Annotated in this window: 16 protein-coding genes; 10 read left to right on the plus strand and 6 right to left on the minus strand. The window is 47.4% G+C overall.

Features of this window, described 5'->3' with window-relative positions:
• The first annotated feature begins 100 nt into the window (after window positions 1–100).
• A complete protein-coding gene (locus LRP57_RS02280; protein ID WP_231204719.1) occupies window positions 101–583 on the plus strand; it encodes a GNAT family N-acetyltransferase in 483 nt (160 codons plus the stop codon).
• Window positions 584–592: 9 nt separating this feature from the next.
• A complete protein-coding gene (dnaE, locus tag LRP57_RS02285) occupies window positions 593–4,138 on the plus strand; it encodes a DNA polymerase III subunit alpha (RefSeq protein ID WP_231204721.1) in 3,546 nt (1,181 codons plus the stop codon).
• Window positions 4,139–4,337: 199 nt separating this feature from the next.
• Here dnaE and LRP57_RS02290 read toward each other — a convergent pair whose 3' ends face one another.
• Window positions 4,338–5,096 (minus strand): FadR/GntR family transcriptional regulator, encoded by a 759-nt coding sequence (locus LRP57_RS02290; RefSeq protein ID WP_231204723.1) that lies wholly within the window; start codon window positions 5,094–5,096, stop codon window positions 4,338–4,340.
• Window positions 5,097–5,292: 196 nt separating this feature from the next.
• Here LRP57_RS02290 and LRP57_RS02295 point away from each other — a divergent pair, with 196 nt between their 5' ends.
• The 7 genes from LRP57_RS02295 (at window position 5,293) to LRP57_RS02325 (ending at window position 13,278) form a co-directional block, all read left to right on the plus strand.
• Window positions 5,293–6,879: an ABC transporter substrate-binding protein gene (locus LRP57_RS02295; RefSeq protein WP_231204725.1), complete on the plus strand. Its 1,587-nt coding sequence runs from the start codon at window positions 5,293–5,295 to the stop codon at window positions 6,877–6,879.
• A 98-nt stretch (window positions 6,880–6,977) separates the two neighbouring features.
• Window positions 6,978–7,925: an ABC transporter permease gene (locus tag LRP57_RS02300; protein WP_231204727.1), complete on the plus strand. Its 948-nt coding sequence runs from the start codon at window positions 6,978–6,980 to the stop codon at window positions 7,923–7,925.
• A gap of 3 nt (window positions 7,926–7,928) precedes the next feature.
• Window positions 7,929–9,971, plus strand: coding sequence for a dipeptide/oligopeptide/nickel ABC transporter permease/ATP-binding protein (locus tag LRP57_RS02305; protein ID WP_231204729.1), 2,043 nt, complete (start codon window positions 7,929–7,931; stop codon window positions 9,969–9,971).
• Window positions 9,968–10,774, plus strand: a complete 807-nt coding sequence (locus LRP57_RS02310; RefSeq protein ID WP_231204731.1) for an ABC transporter ATP-binding protein — start codon at window positions 9,968–9,970, stop codon at window positions 10,772–10,774. The genes LRP57_RS02305 and LRP57_RS02310 overlap by 4 nt, the downstream gene beginning before the upstream one ends.
• Before the next feature lie 10 nt (window positions 10,775–10,784).
• Window positions 10,785–11,708 carry a dihydrodipicolinate synthase family protein gene (locus LRP57_RS02315; protein WP_231204733.1) on the plus strand — a complete coding sequence of 308 codons (924 nt, stop codon included), beginning with the start codon at window positions 10,785–10,787 and terminating at the stop codon, window positions 11,706–11,708.
• A 2-nt stretch (window positions 11,709–11,710) separates the two neighbouring features.
• Window positions 11,711–12,595, plus strand: a complete 885-nt coding sequence (locus LRP57_RS02320) for an ROK family protein (protein ID WP_231204735.1) — start codon at window positions 11,711–11,713, stop codon at window positions 12,593–12,595.
• Entirely contained in the window at window positions 12,586–13,278 is a 693-nt protein-coding gene (locus tag LRP57_RS02325; protein WP_231204737.1) for an N-acetylmannosamine-6-phosphate 2-epimerase, read from the plus strand. The genes LRP57_RS02320 and LRP57_RS02325 overlap by 10 nt, the downstream gene beginning before the upstream one ends.
• Window positions 13,279–13,489: 211 nt before the next feature.
• Here the strand turns inward: LRP57_RS02325 and LRP57_RS02330 are convergent, their stop codons facing one another.
• The 5 genes from LRP57_RS02330 to LRP57_RS08315 form a co-directional block, all read right to left on the minus strand.
• Window positions 13,490–14,401 carry an alpha/beta hydrolase fold domain-containing protein gene (locus tag LRP57_RS02330; RefSeq protein WP_231204739.1) on the minus strand — a complete coding sequence of 304 codons (912 nt, stop codon included), beginning with the start codon at window positions 14,399–14,401 and terminating at the stop codon, window positions 13,490–13,492.
• Window positions 14,402–14,406: 5 nt separating this feature from the next.
• Window positions 14,407–15,195 carry an alpha/beta fold hydrolase gene (locus tag LRP57_RS02335; protein ID WP_231204741.1) on the minus strand — a complete coding sequence of 263 codons (789 nt, stop codon included), beginning with the start codon at window positions 15,193–15,195 and terminating at the stop codon, window positions 14,407–14,409.
• A 207-nt stretch (window positions 15,196–15,402) separates the two neighbouring features.
• Window positions 15,403–16,032, minus strand: coding sequence for an ABC transporter ATP-binding protein (locus LRP57_RS02340; RefSeq protein WP_231204743.1), 630 nt, complete (start codon window positions 16,030–16,032; stop codon window positions 15,403–15,405).
• 11 nt (window positions 16,033–16,043) lie between these two features.
• Window positions 16,044–17,288: an ABC transporter permease gene (locus LRP57_RS02345; protein WP_231204746.1), complete on the minus strand. Its 1,245-nt coding sequence runs from the start codon at window positions 17,286–17,288 to the stop codon at window positions 16,044–16,046.
• Entirely contained in the window at window positions 17,285–18,655 is a 1,371-nt protein-coding gene (locus tag LRP57_RS08315; RefSeq protein WP_231204748.1) for an ABC transporter permease, read from the minus strand. The genes LRP57_RS02345 and LRP57_RS08315 overlap by 4 nt, the downstream gene beginning before the upstream one ends.
• A 257-nt stretch (window positions 18,656–18,912) precedes the next feature.
• On the opposite strand from LRP57_RS08315, the gene LRP57_RS02355 reads away from it, so the two are divergent.
• A complete protein-coding gene (locus LRP57_RS02355) occupies window positions 18,913–19,374 on the plus strand; it encodes a DUF6912 family protein (protein WP_231204750.1) in 462 nt (153 codons plus the stop codon).
• Window positions 19,375–19,386: the final 12 nt, after the last annotated feature.

Genomic DNA, 19,386 nt, shown 5'->3' on the forward strand with positions numbered 1-19,386 from the left:
TAAGAGGAAAAGCCGCTCAGTCGAGTATGCCGCTTGTGTGACATGTTGGTTTGACTGACCTTCGACAACAATATGATGAATGGAGGAGGGCAGAAAATCAATGTTCATAACAACAGAAGCAACGAGTCGTGTATTGCGTGATGGTGCGGCTGAGTTGCGATGGGAAGTATTTGTCCGTGAGCAAAATGTTCCCATGATCCTTGAGATAGACGCATATGATCTGCGCTCAGATGTGATTCACTTAGTGGGGTATGAAGTATGTGAAGACACTCCATGCGCTGTGATAGCAACGCTTCGCATTGTTCCACTATCAAATAACCGATACCGTTTAGGACGTTTCGCTGTGAAGTATGCTTGGCGTAAAAAAGGCAAAGGGTCACAGCTTTTACGCGCAGCTCATGAACACATCTCGCGGCTTACTCCTATCGGTCAGGAAGCTCACATTCTTTTAGATGCGCAGGTGCAGGCTGAAAAATTCTACGAGAAACACGGGTATCGTCCCACAACTCATGAGGTTTTTGAGGAAGCAGGGATTGCTCATAAAGAAATGATCGCCGTGGTCGCATCACTTCAAGAACGCTAAAATCAGGTTATGGCTTCGCGGGAATCTTTTGTTCACTTACATAATCATTCTGAGTATTCGATGCTTGACGGAGCCGCGAAGATCAAACCAATGGTGGCTGAGGCAGCTCGTTTAGGTCAGCCCGCTATCGGCCTAACAGATCACGGTTATCTTTTTGGTGCATATGAGTTTTATGCTGCCGCAAAAGCTGCAGGTATTCAGCCGATTATCGGTCTTGAAGCTTATGTGACTCCAGGTACTTCACGTTTTGATCGACAAAAAATCCTGTGGGGAGAACCTTGGCAGCGCGCTGATGATGTATCTGCTGGTGGCGCATACAATCACTTGACTTTGATTGCCTATTCAACTCAGGGAGTACATAACCTTTTTCGTTTAGGTTCTCATGCTTCTTTAGATGGGCAATTTGGTAAATGGCCGCGTGCCGATAAAGAACTGCTGGAACGCTACCATGAGGGTTTAATTGTTTTTTCAGGGTGCCCTTCGGGTGCAGTTCAAACACGTATGCGTTTGGGACAATGGGATGAAGCGGTGCGTGAAGCCGCAGAATTACGCGATATTTTTGGTCCAGAGAATTTTTATGTAGAAATCATGGATCACGGGATAGAGTTTGAACGCCGTACACAAAAACAATTACTTGAATTAGCGAAACTGATGGATGCGCCTTTGGTGGCTACAAATGACGCACATTATGTGAAAAAAGAAGATCGTCGTGTCCAAGATGCTTTGCTGTGTATTAACTCGGGTTCACGTATTTCTGATCCGGATCGTTTCAAATTTGATGGGGATGGCTATTACATACGTTCCTCAGAAGAAATGCGTGATATCTGGAAAGAGCTGCCGCAAGCATGTGATGCGACCTTAGAAATTGCTGAACGCTGTGAAGTTGAATTTCGTACGACACGTGAGGGTGCTTCGTACATGCCTGATCCACCGGTTCCTGCAGGTGAGGACAAAACTTCATGGTTTATTAAAGAGGTCGAACGCGGTTTGCGTTTACGTTTCCCTCAAGGTGTGCCAGAGGAGGTGCGTCGGCAGGCTGAATATGAGGAAGATGTCATTATTTCTATGGGCTTTCCGGGGTATTTTCTTACGGTTGCTGATTACATTAACTGGGCGAAAGAACAAGGAATTCGTGTAGGTCCAGGACGAGGTTCTGGTGCAGGGTCAATGGTTGCTTACGCTATGCGTATTACTGAGCTGAATCCTTTAGAACACGGCCTGATTTTTGAACGATTCTTGAATCCGGAACGCGTGTCGATGCCTGACTTTGATATTGACTTCGACGAACGTCGTCGTGATGAAGTCATTGAATATGTGAAGCGGAAGTACGGTGAAGATCGAATTAGTCAGGTTGTCACTTATGGCACTATTAAAACGAAACAGGCTCTGAAAGATTCAGCACGTATTTTGGGGCGAGATTTCAAAGTCGGGGAGCAGCTCACTAAAGCGCTGCCGCCTTCGGTGATGGGTAAAGACATCACTGTTGCCGGTATTTTTGATCCTGAACATAAACGCTATCCTGAGGCGAGCGAATTTCGTAAATTCTACGAAGAAAACCCTGATATTCATGAAGTGGTTGAATATGCGCGCGGTTTAGAGGGAATTACTCGTCAATGGGGTGTTCATGCCTGCGCTGTGATTATGAGTTCTCATCCGCTGATGGATATTATCCCCATTATGAAGCGCCCTCAAGATGGTGCTGTCATCACTCAATTCGACTATCCCACGTGTGAAACTCTGGGTCTGTTGAAAATGGACTTTTTGGGTTTACGTAACCTGACGGTGATTTCTGATGCGTTAGAAAATATTTCACTGAATGGGAAAGAAGTTCCTGATCTTGATCGTCTGGGTTTGGAAGATCGCCCAACATATGAGTTACTCGGGCGTGGTGAAACTCTTGGTGTTTTCCAGCTTGATGGCGGGGGGATGCGTGATCTCCTCAAGTTGATGAAGCCAGATAACTTTGAAGATATTTCAGCTGTAGGTGCTTTGTATCGTCCTGGTCCGATGGGTGCAAATTCTCATACGAATTATGCATTGCGTAAGAATGGCCGTCAGGAAATCACACCTATTCATGCTGAATTAGCTGAGCCTCTGGCCGATATTTTGGGGACGACATTTGGTTTGATTGTCTACCAAGAGCAGGTTATGCAGATTGCTCAGAAACTTGCTGGTTATTCCTTGGGGCAAGCGGATATGCTGCGCCGAGCAATGGGAAAGAAAAAGAAAGAAATTCTTGACAAGGAATTTGAACCTTTTAGTCAAGGGATGCTTTCTCAAGGGTATTCAATGGAGTGTATTCAGACTTTGTGGGATATTCTTGTGCCTTTCTCTGATTATGCTTTCAATAAGGCGCATTCGGCTGCTTATGGTTTGGTGTCGTATTGGACGGCTTATCTTAAAGCTAATTATGTGACTGAATATATGGCGGCGTTGCTGACCTCAACGAAAGATAATAAAGATAGGCGAGCATTGTATCTTGCTGAATGTCGTCATCAGGGGATTACGGTTTTGCAGCCGGATGTTAATGCTTCGATGGCTACTTTTGCTCCAGATGGTGCGGATATTCGTTTTGGTTTGTCGGCAATTCAGAACGTGGGAGCAAATGTCGTAGAAGCAATTGTTCAGACACGTGCTGAAAAAGGTAATTTTTCTTCATTCCAGGATTTCTTAGATAAAGTGCCTCAAGTGGTGTGTAATAAACGCACTATTCAATCTCTTATCCGTGCGGGGGCATTCGATTCTTTAGGTTATACGCGACGCGCTTTGCTTTCACGCTGCGATGAAGCAATTGATGCAGTGATTGATCTGAAACGTAATGAAGCAATAGGTCAATTTGATCTTTTTGGAGCGGCTCAGATAGATGAGGGGCAAGGTGCGGGACTTGCTATTGAAATTCCTGATGTGCCTGAATTTGATCGGCGGCAAAAGCTTGCTGAAGAGCGTGAAATGCTTGGCCTGTATGTTTCGGACCATCCTTTACGTGGTGTTGAAGCTGCTTTGGCTCAACATCAAGATCAAGAAATTGCGACTATCGTTGGCTCTGATGAGGCAATAGGGGAGCGTACAGTACGCTTGGCAGGTTTGGTTTCCTCTGTTCAAACAAAGGTGACAAAACAGGGTAATCCGTGGGCTGTTGCTGTTGTGGAGGATTTGTCTGGTTCTGTTGAAGTGCTCTTTTTCCCGCGTGCATATGAGACAATTCAGTCCTATTTGGTGCCTGACATTATTGTGCAGGTTGAAGGGCGTACATCGGTTCGTGACGATCAGGTGAGTGTGTATGGCCAGTCGATGACGATTCTTGATTTACGTGAGGATACTGATACGCCGTTGAAACTCACGTTGCCAGCTACTCGGTGCACGGCTGAGGTTTTGACACGTTTGCGTGAAGTTTTGGAGGATTTTCCTGGAGCTTCCCCTGTGCAACTGTATGTGACGGAGCCAGGGCGGACTACGATTGTTGAATTGGATTCAAAGCTGCGGGTTTCCCAATCTTCGGCCTTTTTCTCGCAAGTGAAAGCAATTGTTGGGGTTGATGGGGTTGTGCAGGATTAGTCTGCTTTTATTTGTAGTCTTTACTTACCTATAGTGATCTGTTGTTCTTTAGGTGTGGCTGCTCATTATGTGGCTCTGCTTGCCTTGATTGAAGATGCCCACCTTTGTGTCGGCATGACATCGTGTGTCAGATATGCAGAAACTGCGTTGCGGTAGTGTGCGGCTGTGCACCCGCGTGCGCTATCACCTAGAGGTGATATTAGTTGTGGTGATCTGTTGCCTCTGCTTCTTCGAGGGCTTCAAGAATTGGCTGATAGTGAGCGTGGACGGCTTCAATATAGGTGGCGGTATCGCCTTGTTCAGCTGCTTCCAATAGACGTCGGTGTGAGAAAGCGGCATGTGTGAGGTCGCCTCGTGGTTCACTCATTGATTGAAGTGCGCTCATATGAATCATCCACATGGCGTTTGTTAATTGATGTGCTAGAGGATTTTCGATTTGTGAAACAAGTGCTGTGTGAAAAGCAATATCCTCATCCATGAACATATGTTTTTTCTGCGCTTTTTCTTCCATCGTATTAACGATGTCGTGCAACTGCGTATCGTGTGTTCCATGGAAAGTTTGGCAAATATCATCTGCCATACCAATGTCGAGAATGACACGTATTTTCACTACTTGACGTAGTGCTTCTAATGAATCAGGGGCTAAAGAAGATCGAAGGAGAATTGATTTGACTAAGGGGCGCATTGTCATTTGGCCAACGAATACACCGCGTCCTTGTTGTACTTCGACAATTTCAAGTGCTTGGAGCTGTCGTAGTGCTTCGCGTACAGAGGAACGTGAGACTCCCAGAGTCTGACAGAGAGTGCTTTCTGTGGGTAGTGGATCACCTGGTTGGAGACGGTGTTCAAGAATGTAGTGCTCAATTGCTTCCATTGTGACTTCTGAACGGGATAGAAGTGTGGGAGTAGGAAGCTCGCGGGGGAGTAATGTGTAGGGCTGAGCCGAACGAATGGCCATGTTTCTCCTCGATGATACGTGTTCTTAGCTCAGTGTAGAGGAAAGATCGTAAGGTAACGATTCGGTTACGGTATGGAAGTTTTCGTCGAACGTATTGTGCGCTCTGGAAAATAAGGTTACTATAAAAAAGTCATCCCGACTGATATCAGTTGTCTGACATCTGTTGTCTGAATAATTTCTCAAAGAGGAGAATACGATGTCTCGTACTCGTTTCGCCGCCGCCGCAGCCTGTGTAGCAGCAGTCGCTTTGACTCTGTCTGCATGTGGCTCAGGAGCTTCAAGCACATCCGGAAGCCAAAGTGCAGCACCTGCACAAAGTGCTGCCAGTGGCCCAGTGGGCACTTTGACTGCCGGTGTTGCTTATGAAACAACCAACTATCACCCCTCCAACACAAGCTCAGCCCTTGCTATGGGAACAAACTGGCATGTAGTTGAAGGTCTGTGGGAACGTGATTTGGCAACAGGCAAGGTCTACAAAGCCCTTGCTGCCGATGACGATTTGAAGAAGATCTCCGACACCGAATACGAAGTAATGCTTCGTGAAGGCGCCAAGTTCTCTGATGGTACCCCAGTAACCGCAGAAGACTTCGTGAGCTCTTTCAAGCGAACCACTGCTGACGGCAATATCTACGCTGGCATGGTGAACTTCATTGACTCAGTGAGCGCTAAAGATGAAAAGACAGTGTCCATCAAGCTCAAGTCGCCCTTCTCGCTGGCAAAAGAACGCCTCGTTGTTGTGAAGGTTGTTCCGACCTCAGCAAGCGATGAAGATTTGACCAAGAAGCCTGTGGGTTCAGGTCCATACAAGTACGATTCCATTACCGACACTGAAATCACTGCTGTTCCAAATGAGCACTACAACGGTTCGCGTCCTGCCACTGTTGCCAAACTCGTGTGGAAGCCGCTGAAAGACGACACCGCTCGTACAACAGCTGCTCAAGATGGCACCATTGACGTAATGGAAAGCGTTCCTGCCGACAATGCGAGCCTGCTGAAGAACTCAGGTTTGACCGTTGATCGTGCCAAGGGCTTCGGCTTAGCATTCATGATCTTCAATACAAGCAAGGCGCCTTTCAACGATGCTCGTGTACGTCAAGCATTCCACTATGCACTTGACTTAGATAAGATCGTAAAGAACAACATGTCAGGTGAAGCTGTGGCAGCAAGCTCCTTCCTGCCTGAAGATCACCCGAATTACCACAAGGCCGCTGTTGTCTACAACCACGATGTCGAAAAAGCAAAGTCACTGCTCGCAGAAGCCGGTGTGAAAGATCTGTCGATCTCCTTGCTGACCACCGATCACCCATGGGTTTCTAACCTTGCTCCGCAAATCAAGTCTGACCTTGAAGCCATTGGTGTCAAGGTGAACCTCCAAGCTCTGGCTTCGGCTTCCCTGTACTCTGACAACTTGGATGTTGACAACCCGACCTACGATGTTGCGGTTGCCCCTGGCGATCCTTCCGTCTTTGGCAATGACCCTGCTTTGCTCATGAACTGGTGGCTCGGTGACAACGTATGGACCCAGAAGCGTTCATTCTGGAAGGTTTCAGACCCCACCAAGTTTGAAGCATTCAAAGCCATCATGGATGAAGCTGTCACCCTCGAAGGTGCAGCACAGCAAAAGAAGTGGGATGAAGCTCTTGACTTCGTTTCACGTGAAGTACCGGTTTACCCGCTTTTCCACCGCAGCCTCTTGACTGCTTACAACGGACAGAAGGTTCAGAACTTCAAAGCAATCGGTATGACCGGCCTGAGCTTACTTGGTGCCACAGTCACCGAGTAATCGTCTGAACATATCGGACCTTGACAAAAAGGAGGGACGGGACAACCTCCCGTCCCTCCTTCTTTGTCAGGACTCACCAGTACAAAGGAGAACTGCACGTGAATAACCTCATCAGGCTTATCGGGCGAAGGCTTATCGCCCTACCACTGATGATTTTGGGAGTCACCCTCCTGGTTTTTGTCATCATGTCTTTATCACCCATTGATCCGGCTTACTCAGCTCTGGGTGAAAGTGCTTCAGACGCACAACTACAGGAATACCGCGAACTATATGGTCTGAACGATCCCGTATATGTCCAATTTGGACGTTATATCGTCGGAATGCTCCACGGTGATCTTGGTGTATACGGTAAATCAGCATTGTCTGTTTCCGACAAAGTTTTAACAGCACTGCCCCTCACAATGCAACTCACATTCCTTGGCCTCCTCATCGCTGTCGCAGTTGCATTCCCCTTGGGCATCATCGCAGCTATCTACCGCGATCGTTGGCCCGACCAAGTAATACGCATCCTGTCAGTTGCTTGTATCGCTACCCCCTCATTCTGGCTTGCTATTCTCCTTATCGTTATATTCCTTGGGAAACTTCCAGTTTCAGGTGCTTTACCGCCACTGACAGATAATCCCGGAGGATGGTTCCTCCGTATGCTTTTACCTGCGCTTGCACTGGCAGTTCCCGTTATCGGTCAGCTCACACGTGTTGTGCGTACATCAATGGTTGAAGAACTTGACCGTGACTACGTTCGTACAGCTCTGGGCGCAGGAATCCCTCGTCGTATCGTCATCAGCCGTAACGTTCTACGCAATGCCCTCATCACTCCGGTCACCGTACTCGGCTTACGAGTCGGATACCTTATGGGTGGTGCCGTCATCATTGAAATTATCTTCAGCTTGCAAGGAATGGGACGAGTCCTCATCGACGGTATTACAAATAACTGGGTCACAGTAGTTCAAGGTGCGACCCTCGTCGTTGCTATGGCATTCATTGTCGTCAACATCGTTGTCGATCTTCTCTACGTCCTTATTAACCCTCGCATCAGGGCGGTGTGACACATGCGTAAAAAACTTTTCAACTCTCTTGCCCGACCGGGTGTACGTTTGAATCGCTGGAAAGCAATGAGCATCCGCTCACGGATTGCATTGCTTTTCCTCATCCTCATTGTTTTCAGCGCAATTTTTGCACCATTGCTGGCAACACATAACCCTGAATTTATCGACATCAAAGCCCAAGCACCCAGTGCTGAATACATTTTCGGTACAGATAATCTTGGCCGTGACGTTTATTCACGTATACTTTACGGCGGCCGCTACTCAATGGCCGTAGGCCTGTGTGCAACAGCTTTGGCTTTATTCTTTGGTGCCGTCATCGGCTCAATTGCAGCGGTTGTACGTAAGTCTTTCTCTGAAGCGATTATGCGCGTGATGGACATTATTATGGCTGTCCCCGGGATTGCATTGGCTGCTGTGGCTGTTCTTGTCTTCCGTAATCCTGAAGCACCGGAATCACTGATCTTTGTGATTATTTGTTCCATTGCTTTTGTCTATGTTCCACAGCTGACACGTATCGTTCGCGCCAATGTTATAAGCGCCTATGGTGAAGACTACGTGAACGCAGTTATCGTTTCCGGTGCTCGCGCCCCTTGGATTCTTATTAAACACGTGATCCGTAATACGGCGGCGCCAGTCCTCGTTTTTGCTACTGTCCTTGTAGCTGATGCCATTATCTTAGAAGCCTCATTGACATTCATTGGTGCAGGCTTACAAGAACCCACTCCCACGTGGGGTAATATCCTTTCCGCCGCACAACAAGGAGTGCTACGCGGTGAATGGTGGCAAGCACTATTCCCAGGTATTGCCATTATGCTTACCGTCCTCTGCCTCAATATTTTGTCCGAAGGTATTACTGACGCAATGGTGGCAGCCCCCAGCGGGCAACTGAAAGATGCTCCACGCTCTGACTCTGAACGTGAAGCAGACCGACTTCTCATCGATCCTGTTGCAGCACACGAAGCACAAAGGGAATTGCTGTCGGCACGCCTCCAACAATTACGTTCAGTAGAAGGCACACGAACCGATCGCACACATCAAACTTTCGATGGCGAACCGTTACTTGAAGTGAAAGACCTGTGCATTAAATTCCCACGTCACGGCGATGTCAATGTCGTTGACCACGTGAGTTTTGCTGTGCGCCCCGGTCAAACAATGGGATTGGTCGGTGAATCAGGATGCGGTAAATCCATCACCTCGCTTGCGATTATGGGTTTGCTTGATCCAAAGGCTGAAATCAGCGGTCAAATTCTGTACCGTGGTCAGGACCTGCTCACAATGAAACCCAAAGAACGGCAAGCATTGTTGGGGCACGAACTTGCAATGATCTATCAGGATGCTTTGTCGTCGCTCAACCCATCCATGCTTATTCGTTCCCAAATGAAACAGCTGACTTCACGCGGTGGGACACGTACCGCCGAAGAACTGCTTGAGCTGGTAGGCCTTGACCCGAAGCGTACCCTTGAGTCATATCCTCATGAGCTTTCCGGTGGTCAGCGTCAGCGTGTACTTATCGCTATGGCATTAACACGTGACCCCAGCCTCGTTATTGCAGATGAGCCGACAACTGCTCTTGACGTTACCGTACAAAAGCAGGTGATTGACCTCCTCAATACACTGCGGCATAAACTTGGATTTGCCATGGTTTTTGTCTCCCATGACTTAGCTCTTGAAGCTGAAGTGGCCGATGCAATTACCGTAATGTACGCAGGGCAAGTCGTTGAGCAAGCCAGTACAGCTGAACTCCTCATCCATCCCGTACATGAATACACGCGCGGTTTGCTTGGCTCTGTTTTGTCAATTGAAGCAGCCAGTGGACGTCTGCACCAAGTTCCTGGAACGGTGCCTTCACCAAAGGACTTCCCCACAGGGGACCGTTTCGTTCCACGTTCATCGCACCCCACTGTGGGCTTGCATCAAACGCCTGTACGTTTGCATATTCCACAAACAGACCACTACTACGCCAGTGCAGTGGATGATGACGGTAATGTGCTGATGCCAGTAGCGGAAGTTCTGAGCAACCGTGAAGGTCAGGAGAAAGACCAATGAGCGACGTAACCCCAATTATTGAACTCGATGATGTGAGGGTGACCTACACCTCTCGTACAGGAAAACTTTTCCAACCAAATAAAGTACATGCAGTTGATGGTGTATCCATGCGGCTTTTGCCGGGACAAACCATTGGTATCGTCGGTGAATCCGGGTGCGGAAAATCAACAACTGCCAATGTGATGTGCGGTCTGCGTACGCCTTCATCAGGCAGAGTATTTTTCAAAGGCGTGGAAGTCACTAAACGTACAGCTGCTGATCGTCGCCGTATTGGTCGCGTTGTCTCTGTCGTATTTCAAGATCCTGCCACCGCACTCAACGCGCGTATGATGGTTCGTGAACAGCTCCTTGATCCTCTTTTAGTCCATAAAGTAGGAACAAAAGAATCACGTGAAGCACGTGTACGTGACCTCATTGCGATGGTTGGTTTACCTGATTCTGCATTAGAAGCTTTGCCGGGACAGCTCTCTGGTGGACAACGTCAACGTGTTGCCATCGCGCGAGCTTTATCCATTGGCCCTGACGCAATTATCGCTGACGAACCTACATCTGCTTTAGACGTGTCTGTGCGCGCGCAGATCCTTAATTTGTTGACAGATCTGAAAGATGAACTTGGACTAGCAATGGTCTTTATTTCTCACGACATTCAAACAGTGCGATATGTTTCTGACCGTATTGCTGTGATGAATGCTGGGAAAGTAATTGAAGAAGGCCCAGCTCAGGATATCTTGAACTCACCAACGAATGACTACACCCGTACATTATTAGGAGCAGCTCCTTCGCTCCTGCATCCCGCTATCTGAAAGGTTTCCTATGTCCACCGTTTTTCGAGGGATTATTCCTCCAGTTGTCACACCTTTAACTGAGGATCGTCGTTTCGACGTAGCCTCCCACGAACGTAATATCGAACGAATGATTGAGGCGGGTGTCCACGGTCTATTCATCTTGGGTTCATCCGGTGAAGTTGTTTTTAATACCGATGAGCTTCGCCGCGAAATCATGGAAACAACAGTGCGTATTGTCGATGGTCGCCTACCGATTCTTGCAGGTGTCATCGATACGCAAACTCCCCGTGTACTCGAACACGTCAAAGTAGCTGAAAGCTGCGGTGTAGACGGCATTGTATCGACAGCTCCCTTCTATGCTTTAGCTGGTATGCCACAAGTTGAACGTCATTTCCGTGTACTGCGTGAAAAAACAGAACTGCCAATTTACGCGTATGACCTTCCGGTATGCGTCCATGTGAAGCTACCTGTTGACATGCTGATCCGTTTAGGTCAAGACGGTGTAATTCAAGGTGTGAAGGACTCATCAGGTGATGATGTCTCTTTCCGTTTCCTTGCAATGCGTAACAAAGAAGCGGGACACCCATTGCAACTATTTACAGGCCATGAGGTCGTTGTTGATGGTGCATATATGTCAGGTGCTGATGGCTGTGTTCCTGGTTTAGGTAACGTTGATCCGCACGGCTATGTTCGTCAATGGAATGCTTACCAAGCAGGTGATTGGGAAGCAGTACGTAAAGAACAGGATCGTCTGGCTGATCTGATGACATTGGTTTTTGCAGCTACCGGTATCACTGGCTACGGTGCCGGTGTGGGTGGCTTCAAGACTGCGCTGGAACTGCTTGGCGTGCATGAGACAAATCAGATGCCAGAGCCAGTTCAGCGACTTGGTGAAGCAGATCGTGAAACTGTGCGCCAGATTTTGGTACGCGCGGGTTTACTTGAGGCATAAAAATGGCGCTCTTGTCTATCGACATCGGTGGAACAAAAATTCGTGCCGGCCTTGTAGAAGGTGACCAGGTACAAGAAACGGTTACCTTTCCTACTGAAGCTCACAAAGGCGCTCAGCATGTTCTGAGCGTCGTTGTGAGGGCCAGTGAGGTTCTGAGTGGTTATGACGGTATCGGTGTCGCATGCGCGGGTGTTGTCTCTGAAGGAAAAGTTATCTCAGCGACGTCACTTTTACCCGGCTGGGCTGGAACAGATGTAGCTGGTGCTTTACGTGAAGCATCAGGTGTAAAAGTAACAGTCCTTGGTGATGTGCATGCTCACGGTATGGGTGAGGCCTTATGTGGCGCAGGCCGTGGGTATTCCTCATGTCTGACTGTCGCTGTAGGAACCGGGATTGGTGGAGCCTTCATTGACAATGGTTGCATCCAACGTGGCGCACACGCTTTAGCAGGACACATTGGGCATATATCCACCTCATATGCTGAAGGGCTTGAATGTTCGTGTGGTCGTAGCGGCCATGTAGAACCTTTAGCCTCTGGTTCTGGGGTAATGGATCGCTATGAGGCGCTTACTGGTGAACGGTGTGATGGTCGTGAAATTGATCGACGCGCCCAAGCTGGTGAGCAAAACGCGGTGGATGTTCTTTATGGTTCTGCGCGCGGTCTTGGCGAGGTACTGGGATCTGTAGCGAATGTGATGGACCCAGCGGTATTTGTTCTATCTGGCTCTATGACCCGTTCAGGGAAAGGCTGGTGGGATTCCCTCGCCCAAGGTTATGCTTCCTCAGCGATGAATTTGGTTCGTGAAACACCGATTGTTCTGGGAACTTTAGGTGATGATGCTCCGCTGATCGGAGCTGCCATGCAATGGAGAAAAGAATGGCAATAATTGAATCTTTGAAAGGGAAACTGATTGTTTCCGTCCAAGCCTACCCGGGCGAGCCTATGCGACACCCGGAAACGATGGCTCAGATTGCGCGTGCCGCCGAGATCGGTGGTGCTGCTGCTATCCGCTGTCAGGGATTAGCAGATATTTCTGCCATCAAAGGTCAGGTAAAAGTACCTGTCATTGGTTTGTGGAAAGAAGGCGACTCAGGCGTATACATCACACCTACATTGCGTCACGCTCGGGCGTGTTCTTTAGCGGGTGCTGACATTGTTGCTATTGATGCAACGCGACGTCCTCGTCCTGATGGTCGTTCTTTTGCACAGGTTGTTGAAGCACTACATGCCGAAGATGTCCTCGTGATGGCTGATTGTGGGTCTTTTGATGATGCGCAGATGGCTTACGAGGCTGGAGCAGATATTTTGTCGACAACTTTGGCAGGCTACTCGGGCGAGCGACCAAAAACAGATGGCCCTGATTTAGAGCTTCTGCGCGAATTTGTTGCCGCTTTTGATCGTCCGGTGATCTGTGAGGGGCGTATTCATACTCCACAAGATGCGCAGGCAGCGATTGCAGCAGGTGCCTGGTCAGTGGTGGTTGGTACAGCTATTACACATCCGACAACTATTACCTCTTGGTTTGTGGGTGCAGCCACCGGCGTTGTTCCACAAATTCCAGGACACTGATCCCGGGAAGGGAAGAACATAAGCATCTTCCTGTGCCTGTGATCGCTTAAATGGTATTACGTGCTCATGCGATCAAAACGTGGTACCTCATGAATATCTGAGGCTGTGGCCGCAAGGATTAAATCCCTGCGGCCACACTCTTTTATTCTGACAAGAGAATGAAGCTCTGTGTCATGTTCATCTGGGTTCCATGTGAACTCACAAAAATTCTTTATTCAAAGCGTTCTCGTGAACCGACAAGGAAATCCGCGATAATCTGTTGAACCCTGCGCCACACAGTTGTGCCAGAGATCGATAAGGTCCCATGATACGTCCCTGGCATCAGGTGGAGTTCTGCGCAAACTCCTGCTTCAACCAAAGCGCGAGTCCATTCAAAACCCTCATCACGTAAAGGATCTACCGGATTAATAAAAGTAACGACTCGAGGAAAATCAGGGGAATCAGCAAAAGGCAATAAGCGAGGCAAAATATCCGGTGAACGACCATCTAAATAGCAAGCCCACGAAGCTTCTGTTTTTTCGCGATTCCACATAGGCGCATGAGCTTGGGTACTCATCGAAAGAGAAGACATTGTCGGATCAATATCCGGTTCCAACATGATAATGCCTTCGATACGGCGCCCGTGCTTTTCCATATGCCACACGAGGACTGTTTCTACGAGGCCTGCGCCTGCAGAATCACCGTATAAAAAGATTGGGATATTTTCTGTTTCAGGAAGCTGAAGTGACCATTCTAGAGCAGCTAAACAGTCACGGGGGCCTGCAGGGAAAGGAAACTCAGGGGCTAAACGATACTCAGGTGAAATGACGAGTACATTAAGGTGATCGGCGATTTCAGCATTACGCAGATCGTCAAGTTCAGCGGTTCCAGCAGTGTATCCACCTCCGTGGATGGCAAAAATGACAGCGCGAGGAGTATTTTCACGAGGGCGCCACAGACGTATTTCTTGGGGACCATTTTCTGCAGGAAAAGAAGTAACTTCTAAACGGGCTCCCGGCACATCAACAATTTGAGCTTGTCGAGCTTGTTCTGCACGGTTCCGTATTCCTTCAAGATCCCACTGAGGAAAAAGAGGGCCTCGTAAAGCATCGCATACCTCGGGATCTAAAAACATGTGACTCATTGGTGTTACCTCGTATATGTGTGGAGAAATGGGGAAATAGCTTCGTGGAAAGCAGCAGGGTTTTCGCGGCGAACACAGTGACGTGCCCCGGCGATCAGACGCGAGGAAATAAGAGGGTTACCAGCCGAATCAATGCGGGAAATACCATCAGATCCAAGGAGGACATCTGCGCCATCGGATGTAATCACAAGGAAAGGAACGCGTAGTTGAGGCAAAACATCTATCCATGGCTCAGTCAAGCCAACAATTCCTGCGTGAAGGATATTCATATCAACGTCATATTTAGCTTGCAGCCACGGTAAACGTTCTGAATCTGGCCATGTGGGGTAATCCATGCGGTTGCTTGTGAGGGCATCGCATGGCTGTTCACGCAGGTGGAGGAGACGCTGAGCCTCTTGAGGACCCCACTGCTTATAGTACTGAGCAAGTTCGATGGTCAGCCACGCGGGGTCTTCTGCGATACACGCGCGCAGCAGGTCAGGGCGCGTGTATGCGAGCTGTGTCAGCAAAGCGCCACCCATAGAATGACCGATTCCGCAGGCTGGTCCGTACAGGTGAACGAGGTGTTCAACTGTATGTTCTAAAGCAGCGGAGCAGGCAGGGAAAGGATTGTGCTTATCGGTAGAGGATAGGCGTGGCGAGAGGCCGTGTCCGAGAGTGTCGATTGCAGCAAGGCGGAAATGCTGAGAAAGACGAGTAATGAGATCGGCGAGCGAGGCTGCTGAATCAGTGACTCCGTGACATAAAACAATAAGCGGAGCCTGTGCTGGGCCGCTTATATGAGTATTGAGCATGGTTTCGTTTGCACACATGTGTGACATCACCTGCTGATCGTATCAACTTGTCAGATAAATTTCTTGCACTTGAGAGAGGATTTTCTCCCTGAAGCGTTGTAATGGTGAGAGTATTTTTTGAGGGATTCACCGCTATCCCATGAAAGGCCTCCTCCTATGAGGAAAGGCAGGAGAAGGCCTTCACAATAATTCGCCAAAAATGCCTAATTATTCTTTTAAGCGGCCTCGTGTGAGTCGAAGGCGAATATCTGCTTGGGCGGCTATTTTTTGTGAATGAGTAACAACGATGACGCATTTGCCTTTTTCGTGAGCAACTGCGCGTAAGATACTGCTTACTTCGGCAGCTGTGTCAGCATCCAGATTTCCAGTTGGTTCATCGGCCAAAATAATAGGAGCTGGCGAAACTAGAGCGCGTCCTATAGCAACACGTTGTTGTTGCCCACCGGAAAGTTGAAGCACGTTGCGGTGAATTTCTGTTTCACTCAGGCCAAGATCAAGCAATACGGAAGCCTTCGCCTTCCTATTGACTAAACGTAGATTTTCTAAAGGTGTTAAATAATCAATGAGGTTATAGTTCTGAAAGATTAGAGCAACATTTTGCCGCCGATGATGTGAATATCCTTTTGTTTTAATATCTTCTGATTGAAAGAGGACATTGCCGGAAGTGGGTGTATCAAGGCCGGCTAATATATTTAATAGAGTGGATTTTCCTGAGCCTGATTTTCCGACAATTGAATACAGGGTTTCTGGTTCGAAAGTATAGGAAACATTATTCAGTATGTTTTCGGCTTGTGATGTATAAGAGTATGAGACTTTTTCTAATTTAAGGAGTGACATATTTTTTCTTTCTAACTGAGTGTATTCAAAATGGAACGAGGGCTACGTCGAAATAATGGGACTAAAGAAATGATTAAAGCAATAAAAAGAACACAAATCCCCAGCCCATAAGCACTCAGGAGATATATGAGGCTGAATGGGTGGCTGCCGCTGTGAGGAAGTGAAGTATCGCCAAGGGCATCAAGTATCCATGTGCTCAATGTTGAGGTGAGTGTTAAGCCGCATATGAGTGACAATGCGCTTGCGAGGGCGTAAAGGATAGAGACTTCATATACGTATTGCATGATGATGCGTATTTTTGTTGTTCCTATTGCTAGGAGTATCCCTATTTCACGTATTCGGCCTCGCGCCCAAAAAATGAGGATAAGTGTAAGTAATGAAATAGCCGCTAAAACAGTTCCTGTTAAAAGCATATGGATAATCGACTGGATCGATGTAAGGGTATCCAGTATGGACACAAATTCTGTGGAATTGTCAGCGATAGTGCTCTCTGGAGCAATTTCTTGGGCTTTTTTCACAGCTTCACTAAGGGAATCAGCATTATTTACTAGGTAACGTGCAGAAGTTAAATTTTGAGTGTGAGAGAGTGCTTGTGCCGAGTGAAGATCTGTGAAAATAAGATTTTCAACATATTCGGCGGGCAGGGTCCCTGCTTCTTTGAGTTGCCCACAAAAGATTCCTTTGATGGGAATTTCCCTCATGACTCCTTCATATGTGAGACGCACAGTGTCACCGATTTTTAGCTGATTTTTTTCTGCGAAAGTACAGTGGATCAGTGCTCCCGAATCTTCATTGTGTAGATGTTTACCGGCAGTGAGTGAGAGAATAAGGGAAGTAAAATGAGGGTGAAGTGCTGAAGACGTTGTTCCCACGAATGTGGCTTGTTTATTGAGTGTTTCTTCAGTGATAACAGAGGAAGCACGTGTGATGACCTGCGCTCCGATGGGTTCAGCGATTCCGTATTTTTCGTAAGCCTGATCTTTAACGTGAGAAATGTTTCCGATTTTTTCCGCTGTACTTAGATCTAATTCGCTGTCATCAGATTGAGGAAAAGCAGCAAAAGTAGCACCAATGTTGGATGAAATTACCTGCTGCGCATGATGGATTGTTGAGGAAATCCCTGCGTGTATTACAAGTAAAGTGAGTACGCTGCTTAAAACGAAGAAAAGGAGCAAACTGCGGGTCTTACGTCGGGTCAGCGCATAATATGCGCGTCGGCTGAGGTTCATACCCTCATAATTGGCAGATTGGCTCATGAATGTGTTCCTAAAAGTTGACGTGGCACAGTGCGCAGCATGGGAGTTGAGGAAATAAAGACGCAGATCATGATGACGGCTAATGTGCATATTCCTGCAATTGTGAATGCTGAAGCGCTGATATTCACCTGTAAAGTGTCGAGGGTGCGTAATATTGTGGACGATTCAATATCAGCGCCTATTTGCCCCATACGTGAAATAGAACGAAGCGCGGATTTATTTGCTTGGGCGAGGACAGAATCTCCTATATTTTGAGCAATTTTTGTTGATATGACATATGAAATAAGCAATGAGGGTATGACAATAACAATAAGTTCAGTCATATGTTGTATGAAAATACTGAATTTGCTTAGGCCAAGAGAAAGAAAAACTCCGGTTTCTTTTTTGCGTTCATTCATCCAGAGGAAAAGAACAAGTGAAAGAATAATTGTGCTGAATATGAATATGACAATCAAAGTTGTGCGGATAATTGTATGTATTCCAGTTATAGCCGTATTAATACCAGCAAAATATTGACTATTTTTCGATATGCTGAATTTTTTCCAATCAATATCTAAAGTGGATACTTTTTTCATGACGGCATCAAGATCAGCGTTTTCACCTATTGTGAAACTTGCGTCATGGTAGATCTCGTTTTCGCTGTTTGTCCCATTGAGTTCGCGTGTGGTTGTCAGGTCTGTCAGCAAAATATTGCTTGTAAGTTCAGAGCGCGCTGAAGCTCGTTGAGGGTTATTTCCTTCAAAGATTCCGATTACTGTTGTGGCGACTTCAGCTTGATGATGAAAGCGATTATCGGGGTCGTACACATTTGTTTTTAAGGTGAGCGTGCTGCCGATATGGAGATTATTTTTATGAGCGAAATCCTGATGAATGACGCTGGTGTGACTATCACTGTCGGTGATGTGCTTGCCTTCAATGAGTTTTAAAGTGTTGGAACGGAAAGGAGAATACGCAGAGGAATCATTCATTCCTTCTACATCGAGGGCGTTTCCAAATTTTTCTTCCTCATCGGGATGGTAGTAATCGCCTCCTTCGATTTTGAGGATTTCGGCATTTACGGGGTCTGCAAGTGAGAACTGGCGTGCATTGTAGGAGGAAATCTCTGTGAGAGCGGCAATTTTGTCGATATCTGCTTTTGTGACGACGCCAGCTCCTCGTGTTGTGCCTAGATTATTTTGGAGGTTATTTCCTAAAGAAAAACCTGCACCTATGTGTGTCTGTACGTGGGAAGCGGCAGCATGTGTTGCTTGCTCTACGCTGAAAGAGACGATGAGTAGTGTGCTAATGATTGTGCAAATAAAAAGGACAATTATCGTTTTTATATATTTTCGGATTACATACCGCAGTGCGCGGCCGAAAAATGTCACAGTTCCTCCTTGAAGGTGGCAATGATTGCAGTCAAATAGGGTTTCGGTGTATTCGACTGTAGAGCGTAGAAGTACAAGCTGAAGGTTTCCTGAACTTTCTGTGTATGGTAAGTAAATGATGGCTGATTCTTCGCTGGTGATTGTGAAGGGTATGTGAAAGCGTGTATTTGTGAGGGCATATGACTGTGATGGGGTATGTCTTTCATTTTCTTGTATGCGGATATTTCTTTGGGCATTAAATGTGGGACACTAGGTGTATGCGCGTGTATTTGCCCCTTATTTCAACGGAATTGTCACTTGATGTACTTCCTCGTCGGAGATGCTGGACAGCGCGGCCACCCTTGGGGCTGAATGGGGAAGAACGAGAGCTTTTAGAAGACGATGCTCAGACTGAAGCAGCTTTGGATTCATTGATATTGTTACGTGAAAATCAGGGGAATGCTTTGCGACGTATAGTAGTTGCTCTTGATGTTGATGACTCGTGGGCGGCGAATCTGTCGAGTGAAGGCGTAATAGCTATTCCTGATGTGGATTGTACACATGGGAAAATTGCAGCGATTCTTATTGATGGAGAAGAATCAGAACCTGCAGTGCGTGCTGTCATTGAAGCTGAGGAACAAGAACAAGCTGATGAGGCTATAGCTGCATTATGGGATGAAAGCTTGGAATGGTATGACGCGGAAGAACGCCTTGTACTGGCTGGAAAGCTGCACGGATAGTAAAGGTACGTG

The organism is Schaalia sp. lx-260, from assembly GCF_021083645.1.
Classification (GTDB): Bacteria; Actinomycetota; Actinomycetes; order Actinomycetales; family Actinomycetaceae; genus Pauljensenia.